At 68.4% G+C, this 12,938-nt stretch carries 14 protein-coding genes; 9 read left to right on the top strand and 5 right to left on the bottom strand.

Translation table 11 applies throughout. The features are described from left to right. Positions 1–67: 67 nt before the first annotated feature. Complete coding sequence (locus ACODRV_RS04770) at positions 68–1,882, top strand: TonB-dependent receptor plug domain-containing protein (protein ID WP_488907599.1); 1,815 nt, start codon at positions 68–70, stop codon at positions 1,880–1,882. Here the strand turns inward: ACODRV_RS04770 and ACODRV_RS04775 are convergent. Further along, complete coding sequence (locus ACODRV_RS04775) at positions 1,866–2,762, bottom strand: aldo/keto reductase (protein WP_240811687.1); 897 nt, start codon at positions 2,760–2,762, stop codon at positions 1,866–1,868. The two genes, ACODRV_RS04770 and ACODRV_RS04775, sit on opposite strands and share 17 nt — an antisense overlap. Before the next feature lie 334 nt (positions 2,763–3,096). On the opposite strand from ACODRV_RS04775, the gene ACODRV_RS04780 reads away from it, so the two are divergent. From ACODRV_RS04780 to ACODRV_RS04800, 5 genes are all read left to right on the top strand, one after another. Continuing rightward, positions 3,097–4,341, top strand: coding sequence for an argininosuccinate synthase (locus ACODRV_RS04780; protein ID WP_488907600.1), 1,245 nt, complete (start codon positions 3,097–3,099; stop codon positions 4,339–4,341). Between the two features lie 94 nt (positions 4,342–4,435). Continuing rightward, on the top strand, positions 4,436–4,894 hold the full coding sequence (locus ACODRV_RS04785; protein WP_488907601.1) for a hypothetical protein: 459 nt from the start codon (positions 4,436–4,438) through the stop codon (positions 4,892–4,894). Between the two features lie 76 nt (positions 4,895–4,970). Beyond that, complete coding sequence (locus ACODRV_RS04790; protein WP_488907602.1) at positions 4,971–5,591, top strand: hypothetical protein; 621 nt, start codon at positions 4,971–4,973, stop codon at positions 5,589–5,591. 50 nt (positions 5,592–5,641) lie between these two features. Further along, a complete protein-coding gene (locus tag ACODRV_RS04795; protein ID WP_141625273.1) occupies positions 5,642–6,271 on the top strand; it encodes a LysE family translocator in 630 nt (209 codons plus the stop codon). Between the two features lie 83 nt (positions 6,272–6,354). Beyond that, positions 6,355–6,906 (top strand): CC0125/CC1285 family lipoprotein, encoded by a 552-nt coding sequence (locus tag ACODRV_RS04800; RefSeq protein ID WP_141625274.1) that lies wholly within the window; start codon positions 6,355–6,357, stop codon positions 6,904–6,906. A 55-nt stretch (positions 6,907–6,961) separates the two neighbouring features. Here ACODRV_RS04800 and ACODRV_RS04805 read toward each other — a convergent pair whose 3' ends face one another. Beyond that, complete coding sequence (locus ACODRV_RS04805) at positions 6,962–7,702, bottom strand: DUF6065 family protein (protein WP_141625275.1); 741 nt, start codon at positions 7,700–7,702, stop codon at positions 6,962–6,964. 53 nt (positions 7,703–7,755) lie between these two features. On the opposite strand from ACODRV_RS04805, the gene ACODRV_RS04810 reads away from it, so the two are divergent. Both ACODRV_RS04810 and purH read left to right on the top strand, forming a co-directional pair. Beyond that, on the top strand, positions 7,756–8,301 hold the full coding sequence (locus ACODRV_RS04810; RefSeq protein WP_488907603.1) for a prolyl-tRNA synthetase associated domain-containing protein: 546 nt from the start codon (positions 7,756–7,758) through the stop codon (positions 8,299–8,301). A gap of 82 nt (positions 8,302–8,383) precedes the next feature. Then, positions 8,384–9,988: a bifunctional phosphoribosylaminoimidazolecarboxamide formyltransferase/IMP cyclohydrolase gene (gene purH / locus ACODRV_RS04815; RefSeq protein WP_141625277.1), complete on the top strand. Its 1,605-nt coding sequence runs from the start codon at positions 8,384–8,386 to the stop codon at positions 9,986–9,988. A gap of 174 nt (positions 9,989–10,162) precedes the next feature. Here the strand turns inward: purH and ACODRV_RS04820 are convergent, their stop codons facing one another. Both ACODRV_RS04820 and ACODRV_RS04825 read right to left on the bottom strand, forming a co-directional pair. After that, the gene (locus tag ACODRV_RS04820; protein ID WP_488907604.1) at positions 10,163–10,969 is read right to left on the bottom strand and encodes a siderophore-interacting protein; all 807 of its coding nucleotides are present in this window, start codon (positions 10,967–10,969) and stop codon (positions 10,163–10,165) included. After that, positions 10,966–11,553, bottom strand: coding sequence for a PadR family transcriptional regulator (locus ACODRV_RS04825; protein WP_488907605.1), 588 nt, complete (start codon positions 11,551–11,553; stop codon positions 10,966–10,968). Before ACODRV_RS04825 ends, ACODRV_RS04820 begins: the two co-directional genes overlap by 4 nt. A gap of 109 nt (positions 11,554–11,662) precedes the next feature. Here ACODRV_RS04825 and ACODRV_RS04830 point away from each other — a divergent pair, with 109 nt between their 5' ends. Then, the gene (locus ACODRV_RS04830) at positions 11,663–12,421 is read left to right on the top strand and encodes a dienelactone hydrolase family protein (protein ID WP_141625279.1); all 759 of its coding nucleotides are present in this window, start codon (positions 11,663–11,665) and stop codon (positions 12,419–12,421) included. Here the strand turns inward: ACODRV_RS04830 and ACODRV_RS04835 are convergent. After that, the gene (locus ACODRV_RS04835; protein ID WP_488907606.1) at positions 12,418–12,879 is read right to left on the bottom strand and encodes an OsmC family protein; all 462 of its coding nucleotides are present in this window, start codon (positions 12,877–12,879) and stop codon (positions 12,418–12,420) included. The two genes, ACODRV_RS04830 and ACODRV_RS04835, sit on opposite strands and share 4 nt — an antisense overlap. Positions 12,880–12,938: the final 59 nt, after the last annotated feature.

Raw genomic sequence — 12,938 nt, forward strand, 5'->3', positions numbered from 1 at the left:
GCGGATCGGCTCGCTCATATACGGCCCCACGCGCGTCTTCGCGGGGCCGACAAGGGGTCCTCGCTCAATGAAGCGCTCCATTCTCCTCTCCACGGCGGCCCTGACCGCCGCCCTCGCCTCGCCCGTCTTCGCCCGGTCATCGGATGAGCTTCCTGAAGTCGTGGTCACCGCGACCCGCATCCCGGCCATCGTCGCCGAGACCCCGGGCGCCCGCGTCATCGACGCCGATACGATCCAGCAGCGCGGCGCCGTCTTCGCCGCCGACATACTGACCGACGTGCCCGGCCTGTCCGTGACACGGTCAGGAGCGTTCGGGGGTGTCGCCCAGGTCCGCATGCGCGGAGCTACCCCGGGCAAGACACTGGTTCTGGTCGACGGCGCCCCGGTCAACGATGCGGCCGAGCCCAACGGCGCCTATGATGTCTCGGGCTTCGACCTGGGCGATGTCGAGCGCATCGAGGTCCTGTCAGGCCCGCAGTCCTCGCTGTGGGGCTCCGACGCCATCGGCGGCGTGATCGCCTTCACCACCCGAGAGATCAACGGCCTGCGCGCCGAGGCAGAGGCCGGCGACTTCGACACCCTGCGCGGTCGTATCGCCGTCGGCACGGCCAACGAGACCTGGGCGCTGGGCGGCTATGTCTCCCGCTTCACCACTGACGGGATCTCGGTCGCGGACGAGGCCGACGGCAATCCGGAAGCCGACGGCTTCGACAACACCACCGTGGGCCTGCGTGGCCGCTACGCCGTCTCCCCGGCGGTGAAGCTGGACGCCTCGGCCCGCTGGTCGCGAAGCGAGGCTGATCTCGATAACGGCTTCCCCATCGCCGACAACGGCGACCGGTCGGAGTCCGAGCAATGGTCGGGCGTGGTCCGCGCCACCGTCGATGCTCTGGGCCTGCAACATCAGTTCAGCGTCTCGGGCTCGGACATCGAACGCCAGACCTTCAGCGTCTTCGGCGGCGTCTTCGACGCCAACCGTCAGGCCTGGCGCTGGCAGGCCAACGGCGAGACCGGCGCGGCCACCTACGCCTTCGGTCTGGAACGCGAAGAGAGCGAAGGCAGCCTGTCGACCGGCGCCGACGTCAGCCTGGAGAGTACTGCGGCCTTCGCCACCGGCCGTTATCAGGTCACGGACGCCCTGAGCGTCACCGGCGGCCTGCGTTTTGACGACACCGACTTCGGCTCGAAGACCACCGGGCGCGTCTCGGCGGCGTGGGACTTCGGTCCGGGCTTCACCCTGTCCGGCGCCTACGGCACGGGCTTCAAGGCGCCGTCGGTCAGTCAGGCGGCCTGCGACTTCTGCTTCGCCGCCATCCCCTTCCCGACCCTGCGTCCGGAAAAGGCTGAAGGGCTGGAAGCCGCCATCGGCTGGCGTTCGGCCGATGGCCGTATCGAGGGCCGGGCCACGGTCTATCGTCTGAAGGTCGAGGACCAGATCAGCTTCTTCTTCGATACGACCACCTTCGACAGCTATTACGTCAACATCGCCGAGACGGCGACGGACGGGGTCGAGCTGGAGGGCCGGGCGGCGCTGATCAACGGCTTCGACCTGAGCCTGGCCTACGCCTGGACCGACGCGAAGGACGAGACCACCGGCGCCCGCCTGCTGCGCGTGCCGGAACACGCCGGTTCGGTCACCCTCGGCTGGACGGGCGACCGGCTGTCCGGCGCCCTGACCGTGCGGGCGGAAGGCGATCAGGATGACAGTGGTGGTGTCCGCGAGGGCTTCGTCACGGCCAATGTGAATGCGGCCTACGACCTGACCGATCACATCACCCTGACGGCGCGCGTCGAGAATCTGGCGGATGAGCACTACCAGCAGGTGCTGGGCTACGGCGAGCCGGGCCGTTCCGGCTACGTCGGGATCAGGCTGCGCTACTGATCCGGGCGCGAGGCCCGGCCGCTACGGCGGCCGGGTGCTCAAGCTGAAGCAGTTGCCAGTCCAGCGCCGGCGCTGGCGCGTGGGCGGCGGCCAGAATGGCGCGAACCTCGGCGGCGGACGCCGCGCTGGCGACCACCGCCGACACCTGCGGCAAGCCGAGCGTATAGGCCAACGTCGCCTGCATCGGATCGACGCGGGCCTCGGCCAGTCGGCGGCGGATGCGCGACAGCTGCGGCGCATGATGCGCCATCTCGGGCGGCAAGGCGTCGCCGCTCATGAACATCACCCCGCCCGCGAACACGGACGACAGGTGAATGGCGGCGCCCAGATCGGCGATCTCGTCCAGAATCCCGGTCCGGTGGACGCGCTGGTCCAGCAGGTTGCAGGGCAGCTGGACCACGTCTGGCTGGAAGCGGCGGGCCAGCAGCGCCGGGCCGTCCTCGACGGTGGCGCAGAAACCGATGCGGCGGAACAGGCCGCGATCCTTCAGCGCCTGCATACGATCCCAGAGCGCGCGACCTTCGGCGCCGACCAGATCCGAGGCCTTGGAGGCCAGCAGGGTGTCGCCCCGCGGCAGGCCCATCCGCTCCAGCGAACGCCGGGCGCGGGCCTCGACCCGGTCCACGCCCTCCTCGATGGAGACGGTGCGGACCGTCACACGGAAAGGCGACGGGAAGGGCCAGGCCTGACCCAGCAGACGCTCGCCATCCCCGTCCGGCCGGGTCGCCACCAGATTCACGCCCGCGTCGGCGGCCGTCTGCAGCAGGAAGCGCAGAGCCTCCTCGCGCGCACCGGCGGGCGCGGGCAGGGCGCGTTCAGGCTGGTGCACGACGGCGAGCGCCAGCTTGTCGACCGGGGACGGAGCACGGTTGGGGATCACGACCCTACCTTGCGCGCGAATGCTTAAGGCCCCCCTTCCGAGACATTGACCGAATCTTACCCGCGGAACGCCGGTCTGTTCATATTCCTTATGTTTTACAGTGGACTACCTATTGAATGGCGCGGAAATCCCGGGGCGGGAAAAACGCGGTGATCCACAAGAGAATTTCGCCACGGAGCATCGGCGATCTGGAAGATCACTCGGCGAGAGCGGGGAAGAATTCGAACCAGACCCGGCCACGCCCCAATCCGGCCCTTGCATCGCGGGGCGTCTGGCCCTTTAAGCGCGCGCAATAGAAGGAACGCCTCCCCGCGTTCGCCGAAGGATTCTGCCCATGTCGTCCTCCGCCCCCAAGAAGCCCGTCAAGAAGGTCGTGCTCGCCTACTCCGGCGGTCTGGACACCTCGATCATCCTGAAGTGGCTGCAGACCGAATATAACGCCGAGGTCGTCACCTTCACGGCTGATCTGGGTCAGGGCGAGGAGCTCGGGCCGGCGCGCGAAAAGGCGCTGAAGCTGGGCATCAAGCCCGAGAACATCTTCATCGACGACCTGCGCGAGGAGTTCGTGCGCGACTTCGTCTTCCCGATGTTCCGCGCCAACGCCCTGTACGAGGGCAAGTACCTGCTCGGCACCTCGATCGCGCGTCCGCTGATCGCCAAGCGCCAGATCGAGATCGCCAAACAGGTCGGCGCCGACGCCGTCTGCCACGGCGCGACCGGCAAGGGGAACGATCAGGTCCGCTTCGAGCTGGGCTACTACGGTCTGGACCCGGACATCCACGTCATCGCCCCCTGGCGCGAGTGGGAGTTCAGGTCGCGCGAGGCCCTTCTGGACTTCGCCGAAAAGCACCAGATTCCGATCGCCAAGGACAAGCGCGGCGAAGCCCCGTTCTCGGTCGACGCCAACCTGCTGCACTCCTCGTCCGAAGGTAAGGTGCTGGAAGACCCGGCGGTCGAGGCCCCCGAGTTCGTCCACCAGCGCACCCTCTCGCCGGAAGACGCGCCGGACGTGGCGACCGTCATCGAAATCGGTTTCGAGAAGGGCGACGCCGTCTCGATCAACGGCGAGGCCATGAGCCCGGCGACGATCCTGACCGCCCTGAACCAGTACGGTCACGACAACGGCATCGGCCGTCTGGATCTCGTCGAAAACCGTTTCGTCGGCATGAAGTCGCGCGGCGTCTACGAGACCCCGGGCGGGACCATCCTGCTGGCCGCCCACCGCGGCATCGAGTCGATCACCCTCGACCGCGGCGCCATGCACCTGAAGGATGAGCTGGCCGTCAAATACGCCCACCTGATCTACAACGGCTTCTGGTTCGCGCCCGAGCGCGAGATGCTCCAGGCCGCCATCGACAAGTCGCAGGAAAAGGTCTCCGGCACGGTTCGGGTCAAGCTCTACAAGGGCAACGCCACCGTCATCGGCCGCGAGAGCAGCCAGAGCCTGTACGATCAGGACCTCGTCACCTTCGAGGAAGGCGTCCAGGCCTATGACCACCACGACGCCGAGGGCTTCATCAAGCTGAACGCCCTGCGCCTGCGCGTGCTGGGCAAGCGCGACGCCCGCGACAGGAGCTGAAGCTGGGCCGCAAATCCGGCTCGCACGCGGTGACGAAATGCGCCACGGTAGGCCTCACGGCCGCCGTGGCCTTTTTGTATTGATCGGATACCCGATGTCCTTGCGCATCGTTCTGGCGGCCTCCGCCGCCCTGACCCTCGCCACCCCGGCCTTCGCCCAACAGGCTCCCGCGGCCCCGCCCGCGCCCCCGGCGGCGCCGGCCCCCGCGCCCGCACCGACGCCGGAAGAACAGGCCATCATGGTCCGCGTCGAAGCCGCCGGCGAAGCGCTGCAGGAGGTCATGGAGGATCTTGAGCCGCGCGCCGCCGCCGTCCGCGCCGATGCGAGCCTGTCGGCCGCTGACAAGGAAACCCGCATCCGCGCCATGATCGCCGAACATCAGCCGGTGCTGGATGAGTTCAACTCGGCCCTGCAGGGGCTCATGCTGATCAAGGCCGCCGCCGAGGGCGCCTCGCCCGAGGAAGCCGCCCAGGCCGCCGCCATGGTCAGCACCATGGTGTCGGCGCAGATCACCCAGGCCCTTGTGACGGGCGAAGATCCGGACGGCGAATAAGCCTTACCGCGATTTCACTTGAGATCGACCGGCGTTGGGCGGACCCTTCAGTCCTGCCCTTCGCTGGAGTCCTTCGATGATCAAGGCCCTGTCCCTCGCCGCCGCCCTCGCCGTCCTGCCGCTGTCGGCGGCGCTCGCGGCCGACCCCCAAACCGCGCCAGGCGCGTCGTCCGACGCCGCCGAAGCCGCGGTGGAAGCCGCCGCCGAACGGTTTGAGGCGCGCATGGAAGCCTTCGGCGAACGCGCCGACGCCATCTCCGAAGACGCCAACCTCACCGAGCTGGAAAAGAAGACCCGCATCGCCGCCCTGTGGGCCGAGTATGAGCCGGACGTCGCCGCCTTCACCGCCACGGTGACCGAACACGTCGGCGCCATCGCGGGCGCGGCTCTTGCCGAGGTGGATATCGAAGGCATCGTCGCCGAGGCGATGACGGCGGTGGAGGAGTCCGGAGCCCTCGGCGCCGCCACCGGCATCGCGACCAACGGCGCCTGGGCCTCGAACGATCCCGAACATATGGCGACCTACGGCCTGATGGCCGAATACGCGCTGGGCGAGGCCATGGACGCCATTGATGAGGCGACCGGAGGCGAGATCAGCATTGATCTGGGCGACGATGAGGATGCGGCCGTTCCGGTCACCGCCGCCACGACCGTCACGACGCCCGTCGCGGTCCCGGTCCGCGCCGAAGTCCGCTGATCCATCTGGACGCTTGACCCGGAACAGCGTCGGTCCGACAGGATCGGCGCATGGTCCTGCCTGTCGATCCACACCTCTACGCGACCTTCCTTGGAGTGATGGCCGTCATGGCGATCACGCCGGGACCGGCCAATGTCTTCTCGGTCGCCAACGGCATCCAGCGCGGCAAGGCCGGAGCCATGGCGGGCGTGATCGGCATGAACGCCGCCACGCTTGTGTGGTTCGGCGCGGCGGCGCTGGGTCTCGGCGCCCTGGTTGTCGCCTTTCCTGACGTCTTCCGCTTCATCTCGGTCGCGGGCGCCCTCTATGTCGGCTGGCTGGGCTACAAGGCCCTGCGCGGCGCCTTCGCCACCGCCGCCGATCCCGATGCGCCGACCGTGAAGATGGGCCGCAGCGCGATTGTCGACGGCTTCATGGTCCAGATCGCCAACCCCAAGGCCATCCTCTTCTTCACCGCTGTCCTGCCGCCCTTTCTGGACGTGAACCGTCCGGCGGCGCCCCAGCTGGCCCTGTTCGCCCTGGCCACCATCGGCATGGACGTGATCAGCATGTCCGCATACGGTCTGGGTGGCGCGGCCCTTGCGCGGCGGATGTCCGAACCCGGATTTCGCAAGGGCTTCGCCCTGTTGACAGGCGTTCTGCTGATCGCCGCCGCCGTGCTTATTCTTTCGCGTTTATAGCCGTTTGCCGCATCCCGGAACCGGCGACGTTCATGTACCGTTCAGCCAAGGGAGCGCGTAGTTTCGCGTTCAAGGAGCATCCGATGAACACCCGTTTCCTCAAGCCCGTACTGCTGGTGACGGCGGCGGCGCTCGCCCTGTCCGCCTGCGCCACCGCCACCCCCTACGGCCCGGCCGGCCCCAACAGCCGCTACGGCTATTCCGAGCAACGCGTCGACGCCGACCGCTATCGTGTCAGCTTCGCCGGCAACTCCGTGACCTCGCGAGAGCAGGTCGAGATGTCGCTGCTGCTGCGCGCCGCCGAACTGACGCTGGAGAGCGGCCACGACTGGTTCGCCACCGTCAATCGCGCGACGGACCGGGACGTCCGCCTGCAGGCGACGCCCGATCCCTTCTACTATGACCGCTACAGCCCCTTCTGGGGTCCGTCCTGGCGCTATCAGCGTCGCGGGCTGTGGAGCCCGTGGGGCTATCGCGACCCGTTCGGCCCGGACTTTGACGTGCGGGAGATCGACCGGTTCGAGGCTACCGCCGAGATCGTCCTGGGCCGGGGCGCCAAGCCCGCCGGCGATCCGAACGCCTTCGACGCCCGCGAGGTGGTCAACAACCTCGGCTCCCGCGTGCCGCGCGGCTGAGACTCGTCGGACTGAAATGAGGAGGCCCCGCCGGTTCGCCGACGGGGCCTCTTTTTCACCCCACGCGCGGAGCTTTCAGCCGCCGCTTGTTGGTGTGGGTCGCGGGCGCCGAACCCAGATTCTGGGGAATTTCGCCCTTGAAGTAGAAGCGCTGCCACTGCTCCTTCACGGCCTCCGGATCACCGGCGGCCAGCGCGGTATTGAACTCGCCGCGCGCCTTCAGCCAGGCCTCGTATTGACCCTTCATATTGGGGTTTGACTCCAGCGTCCGGATCACCGGTTCCAGGGTTTCGACCTTGCGATGCTCGAACGGGGTGATGAAGCAGAAGGGCTCTCCCTTCTTGAACGTCACCTTGCCGGGGCGGGTGAAGATCCAGTTCATGGTGAAGGGGAAGGGCAGCCAGTCGGTCTCGATCAGGCCGGTCAGCGGCTGGATGCCGTCCTTCACATGGTTCGGCGCCCCGCCCGCCAGCATCCCCCAGCCCGGTGGGGTGCGGAACAGATACTGCGGATGCAGGGTCAGCACCCCACGCGAGAAGTGCGACGTCACAAAGTGGTTCAAACGCGGCGTCGGCCGCTCCGGCGTGATCGTGATGTCGGCCTGCGACGGGCCGCCGTTCCACTCGGCCGTGAAGGTGAACGGGCACTGGATCTCCCAGCCCGTGGTGTTGGCCATGTTCAGCGGCAGGCAGCGATAGGGGTGTCGCTGGGCGAAGGCGTCCATCCAGTCGCGCGAGACCCGGCCCGGGACCAGATCAGGCGGCTGCGGCGACATCGGATAGCATTCCAGTTCCACGGGCGGTCTCCGGCGGGTAAGCGAATACGTCCCCTCCTCCCTACCGAAGCCAGATGACCGAAGACAACCCGACCGCTGCCGCTCCTGTCGCCGAGCCCGCCTTTGACCGCGACCGGCTGCTGGCGTGGATGGCCGAGCAGGGGATCGCGCAGACCACCCATGATCACCCCGCCGTCTTCCGGGTCGAGGAAGGGCTGGAGCTCAAGGCCGCCATGCCCGGCGCCCACACCAAGAACCTGTTCCTCAAGGACAAGAAGGGGAAGCTGTGGCTGATCTCGGCCCGGCAGGACACGGTGGTCGACCTGAAGCGCGCGCCCAAGACCATCGGCTCGGACCGCCTGTCCTTCGGCAACGAGCATCTGCTGTACGAGACCCTCGGCGTCCGGCCCGGCTCGGTGACGGCGCTTGCGTTGATCAACGACCCCGATCAGCGCGTGACCTTCATCCTCGACAAGGCCCTGTGGGACGCCGAGATCGTCAACTTCCACCCGCTGACCAACACCGCCACGACCGCGCTGGCGCAAGGCGAGTTCCGCAAGGCGCTCGACGCCATGGGCCGGGCTCCGGTGGCGGTGGTGGATTTCTCTGACCTGATCTGAGGTTCCAAGGTTCAATCCTTGGCCGGACAGTGCTAGAGCCCCGCGCGTCTCCCCGACCCCATTCCAGATCACGGACGTCGCCATGCCCGCCGCTCCCGACTTTCCCCCCGCGCCGAACCGCGTGGCGCCGAAGCGCGCCCTGATCTCGCTGAGCGACAAGACCGGGCTGGAGGACGCCGCCCGCGCCCTGCACGATCTGGGCGTCGAACTGGTCTCGACCGGCGGCACCCGCGCCGCCATCGCGGGCTTCGGCCTGCCGGTGAAGGACGTGGCCGATCTGACCGGCTTCCCGGAAATGATGGACGGCCGGGTCAAGACCCTGCACCCCGTCGTGCACGGCGGCCTGCTGGGCGTTCGGGACGAGCCGTCCCACGCCCGGGCCATGACCGAGCACGGCATCGGCGGCATCGATATCGCCTGGATCGACCTCTATCCGTTCGAGGCGACCGTGGCTTCCGGTGGAGGTTTTGAAGCCGCCGTCGAGAACATCGACATCGGCGGCCCGGCGATGATCCGCTCGGCGTCCAAGAACCACGGCTATGTCGCCGTCTGCGTCGACAAGGACGCCGTCGATCAGGTGCTGGAAGCCCTCAAGGCCGACGGCGCGACCACGTTGGAACTGCGCAAGCGTCTGGCCGCCCGTGCCTTCGCCCGCACCGCCGCCTATGACGCCGCCGTCTCGGGCTGGTTCGCCGGTCAGGTCGGCGACGAGGCTCCGGCGCGCAAATCCATCGCCGGTTCGCTGGCCCAGACCCTGCGCTACGGCGAGAACCCGCACCAGACGGGCGCCTTCTACCGCACGGGCGAGGCCCGCCCCGGGGTCGCCTACGCCACCCAGATCCAGGGCAAGGAGCTGGGCTACAACAACATCGCCGACGCAGACGCCGCCTATGAGCTGGTGGCCGAGTTCGAGCAGCCCGCCGTCGTCATCGTCAAACACGCCAACCCCTGCGGCGTAGCGGTCGGTAAGGACCTGTCGGAAGCCTACGCCCGCGCGCTCGAGTGCGACGCCGTCTCCGCGTTTGGGGGAGTGATCGCGGTCAACCGCGTGCTGACCGGGGCCGACGCCCGCGCCATCACCGAGATCTTCACCGAAGTCGTCATCGCCCCCGGCGCCGACGATGAGGCGAAGGACGTCTTCGCCGCCAAGAAGAACCTGCGCCTGCTGATCACCAACGGCCTTCCTGATCCCCATGGGCCGGGCGAGGTCTTCCGCTCGGTCGCCGGCGGCTTCCTGGTCCAGAGCCGCGACCGGTCGCTGATCAAGCCGTCGGACCTGAAGATCGTCACGCGCCGCCAGCCGACGCCGACCGAAATCCAGGACATGCTGTTCGCCTTCACCGTGGCCAAGCACGTGAAGTCCAACGCCATCGTCTATGCGAAGGACGGCCAGACGGCGGGCATCGGCGCCGGCCAGATGAACCGCCGCGACTCGGCCCGCATCGCCGCCATCCGCGCCAGGGAAGCCGGTGAGGCCAAGGGCCTGACCACCTCGCTGGCCGAGGGTTCGGCCTGCGCGTCGGAAGCCTTCTTCCCCTTCGCCGACGGCCTGCTGGAAGCGGTCGCCGCGGGCGCCACGGCGGTGATCCAGCCGGGCGGCTCGATGCGCGACGCAGAAGTCATCGCCGCCGCCGACGAGAAGGGCATCGCCATGGCCTTCACCGGCGTCCGGGTCTTCCGGCACTGATCTGGCGCTAGCGCTCGCCGCGCGGCGGCTCGCTGCTTGAGCGCAGGTCCGCCTCACCCCTCCACCACCCTGCGGGTGGCCCCCCTCCCCAGCTTCGCTGGAGAGGTGATCCGGTTTTCACCTCTCCACCCAGTGGGGAGGTGGCTCGACGGCGAAGCCGGAGAGACGGAGGGGTCAGTCCTCAATCACCTCGTGCGCCCCGACGGCTCCGGCGCGCCAGTAGCCGGCGGCCTTCAGCGCCTTCGGATCAAAGCCCATGGCGACCACCACGCCGCGCAGGGTCCGCGCCACCTGACTTTCGCCCGCGATCCAGACATAGGCGTCGTCGCGCGGAAGATCGGCCAGCGCGGTCTCGGCCGCCGCCTGCAGGCCCTCCACGCGACCACGCGGGCCACCCTTGCGATCCACGCGCACCACCGTCAGGTCGGCGGCGCTGTTCAGCGGCGGGGCGGAGGCTTCATCCTCGACCTCCACGATCACCAGCGCCTTGCTGCGTCCAGACAGTTCCTCCAACCGCCGCGAGATGGCGGGAACCGCCGTCTCGTCGCCGATCAGGACGTGATGCGGGAAGGCGGTCGGGACGATGAACGATCCGCGCGGCCCGCCGACGCCCAGCTTCGATCCGGGCCGGGCCGTCATCACCCAGTCCGTCGCCGGACCGCCGTGGCCGACCGCGAAGTCCACGGTCAGGGTCTTCGCCGCCGTGTCCCACAGGCGTGGCGTATAATCCCGCATTACCGGGCGCGGCTCGGCGAAGACCGGCCCGTCCGGCCCCACCGTCGGCAGGGCCAGGGTCTCGCCCTCACGGACGGGGAAGATCTTCACATGGTCGTCGAAGCCCATGGAGACGAAGTCCTCAAGGTCTCCGGTCAGCACCACCCGCTTTAGCGACGGCGTCAGGTCCGAGACCTCGACCACCTCCAGCAGGCGGAATTTCAGCGGGTGCCGGACCCGCCGGGCGATACGAAGGGCGGCCGTCATGCCTTTTCCACCCGATCCGCGGCCTGATTGAGAATGTCGGCGACGGCCTTGATCCGCGCCTCGTCCAGCGGAATGTCCTCGGCCAGCTTGGCGTGAACCACGCCGCGCAGACGGACGATGGCCTCGGCGATGGGCGTCGGCCGCGCCGCGCGATGAGCGAATTTCGCCAGCATCTCGCGCAGATCGGTCAGGGCCTCCGCATTCTCTTCCAGCAGGGTCCGTCCGGCCCCGGTGATGGCGTAGCGCTTCTTGCCGCCGTCCTCATGGCCCTCCAGCGCGCCCATCTCCTCCAGCAGGGTCAGGGTCGGATAGATGACGCCGGGGCTGGGCGCATAGGCGCCGCCCATCCGGGCCTCGATGGCCTTGATCAGCTCATAACCATGCGCCGGGCCGTCCTCGGCGATCAGCGACAGGATCAGCCAGCGCAGGTCGCCCCGCGCCAGCAGCCGCTTGCCGCCGCCGCGATGACCTCGCGGACCACCCCGACCACCGCCTGGACCGCCGGGCCATCCGCGACCGAACTCATTGCGCATGCCGCGCCCGACCTTACCAGGGCCGCCATGGCCCCATCGTTGATGCCACATCATCGCATCCTTCTTTTCGATATATCTATTCATCGAGATTTAGATATATCTGAAACTACAGGTCCGCAAGGGGGTGGCGCTTTTGGTCGAAGCGCGGCTCACTCCGGGCATGGATACGCTCGCCGGCCGCTGGGCCCTTCTCGAAGCCGGGGTCACGATCATCGGACCGGATGACGACCGCCCACGCCCGGCGGTCCTTCTGTTCCATGGCTGCGGCGGCATTCGCGAGCACATGACCCACTACGCAGAGGCGGCGAAGGCCGTGGGCTGGCGGGCCTTCATCATCGATTCCTTCGGACCGCGCGGCTGGAGCCGACAACGCGCCCTGTTCGCCGTCTGCTCGGGCATGACCTTCCGGGGCGACCAGCGGGCGGGCGACGTGCTGGCCGCCCTGGACGGCGTGTCACGTCGGCGAGACGTGGATCGATCGCGGATCACCCTCGCCGGCTGGAGCCACGGCGGCTGGGGCATCATGGAGGCGATGAGCGCGGATCGGCGCGCGGGCAGTCTGGGCCTCCGCGATCCCGGGGCGGCGTCCCTCGACGGCGTCGTCGGCGCCTATCTGGCCTATCCCTACATCGGCTTCGGCGCCTTCAACCGAATGCGGCCCTGGACGCACTGCCCGAAGACCCTCGCCGTCATCTCGCGCACGGATCACCTCAGCACCGTGCGCAACGCCGAACAGGTCCACGACATGGTCCGCCGCTGCGGCGCCGAGGTCGAGACCTGGATCGCGGACGGCAGCCATGCCTTCGATGAACCGGGTGCGGCCAAACCCATGCTGTACGATCCGGCTCTGGCCGACGAGGCCCTGCGCCGCTTCGCCGCCCTGCTGGAAGACGTGGCGGTCGCGCCTGCGAACCCCTAGCGCGGCTCCACCGTCACCGACGCCCGCAGGGAGTTGGCGATGTAGCAATGCTCGTGCGAGCGGTGATGCAGTTCCGCCAGCGCCGCCGCGTCCGGCGAGGTCGCGCCCGAAAAGGTCACCGCGGGCTTCAGCACCACCGAGACGATGGACACCCTGCCCCGGTCATCGCGCCCCATGATCCCGACCGCCTCATCGACATAGCGATCCACGACAAGGCCCGCCTTGGTCGCATAGGCGAGGAAGAACAGCATGTGACAGCTGGACACGGCGGCCACCAGCGCCTCTTCCGGGTCCACGGCGGTCGGGTCGGACATCGGAACCGGCACACTGCCCGGCGCGGATGACCCGCGCACCACGGCCCCGCCGTCGAAACTCCAGTCGTGGGCGCGGCTGTAGCGGTTGTCGAGGAAGGGCTGCTCGCCCCGGACCCATTCAACGGTCGCGACATACTCACTCATGGCGGTCCTTCCTCTCCTGCGATCCTCAGGCCGATGACCAAACCGTGTAGCACGGCTTC

The organism is Brevundimonas sp. FG8, from assembly GCF_057808845.1.

Excerpts from the sequence above, each read along its gene's own strand:
- ACODRV_RS04770 (WP_488907599.1), top strand. The coding sequence starts at position 68 with ATGAAGCGCTCCATTCTCCTCTCCACGGCGGCCCTGACCGCCGCCCTC.
- ACODRV_RS04780 (WP_488907600.1), top strand. The coding sequence starts at position 3,097 with ATGTCGTCCTCCGCCCCCAAGAAGCCCGTCAAGAAGGTCGTGCTCGCC.
- ACODRV_RS04785 (WP_488907601.1), top strand. The coding sequence starts at position 4,436 with ATGTCCTTGCGCATCGTTCTGGCGGCCTCCGCCGCCCTGACCCTCGCC.
- ACODRV_RS04790 (WP_488907602.1), top strand. The coding sequence starts at position 4,971 with ATGATCAAGGCCCTGTCCCTCGCCGCCGCCCTCGCCGTCCTGCCGCTG.
- ACODRV_RS04795 (WP_141625273.1), top strand. The coding sequence starts at position 5,642 with ATGGTCCTGCCTGTCGATCCACACCTCTACGCGACCTTCCTTGGAGTG.
- ACODRV_RS04800 (WP_141625274.1), top strand. The coding sequence starts at position 6,355 with ATGAACACCCGTTTCCTCAAGCCCGTACTGCTGGTGACGGCGGCGGCG.
- ACODRV_RS04810 (WP_488907603.1), top strand. The coding sequence starts at position 7,756 with ATGACCGAAGACAACCCGACCGCTGCCGCTCCTGTCGCCGAGCCCGCC.
- purH (WP_141625277.1), top strand. The coding sequence starts at position 8,384 with ATGCCCGCCGCTCCCGACTTTCCCCCCGCGCCGAACCGCGTGGCGCCG.
- ACODRV_RS04820 (WP_488907604.1), bottom strand. The coding sequence starts at position 10,969 with ATGACGGCCGCCCTTCGTATCGCCCGGCGGGTCCGGCACCCGCTGAAA.
- ACODRV_RS04825 (WP_488907605.1), bottom strand. The coding sequence starts at position 11,553 with ATGTGGCATCAACGATGGGGCCATGGCGGCCCTGGTAAGGTCGGGCGC.
- ACODRV_RS04830 (WP_141625279.1), top strand. The coding sequence starts at position 11,663 with ATGGATACGCTCGCCGGCCGCTGGGCCCTTCTCGAAGCCGGGGTCACG.
- ACODRV_RS04835 (WP_488907606.1), bottom strand. The coding sequence starts at position 12,879 with ATGAGTGAGTATGTCGCGACCGTTGAATGGGTCCGGGGCGAGCAGCCC.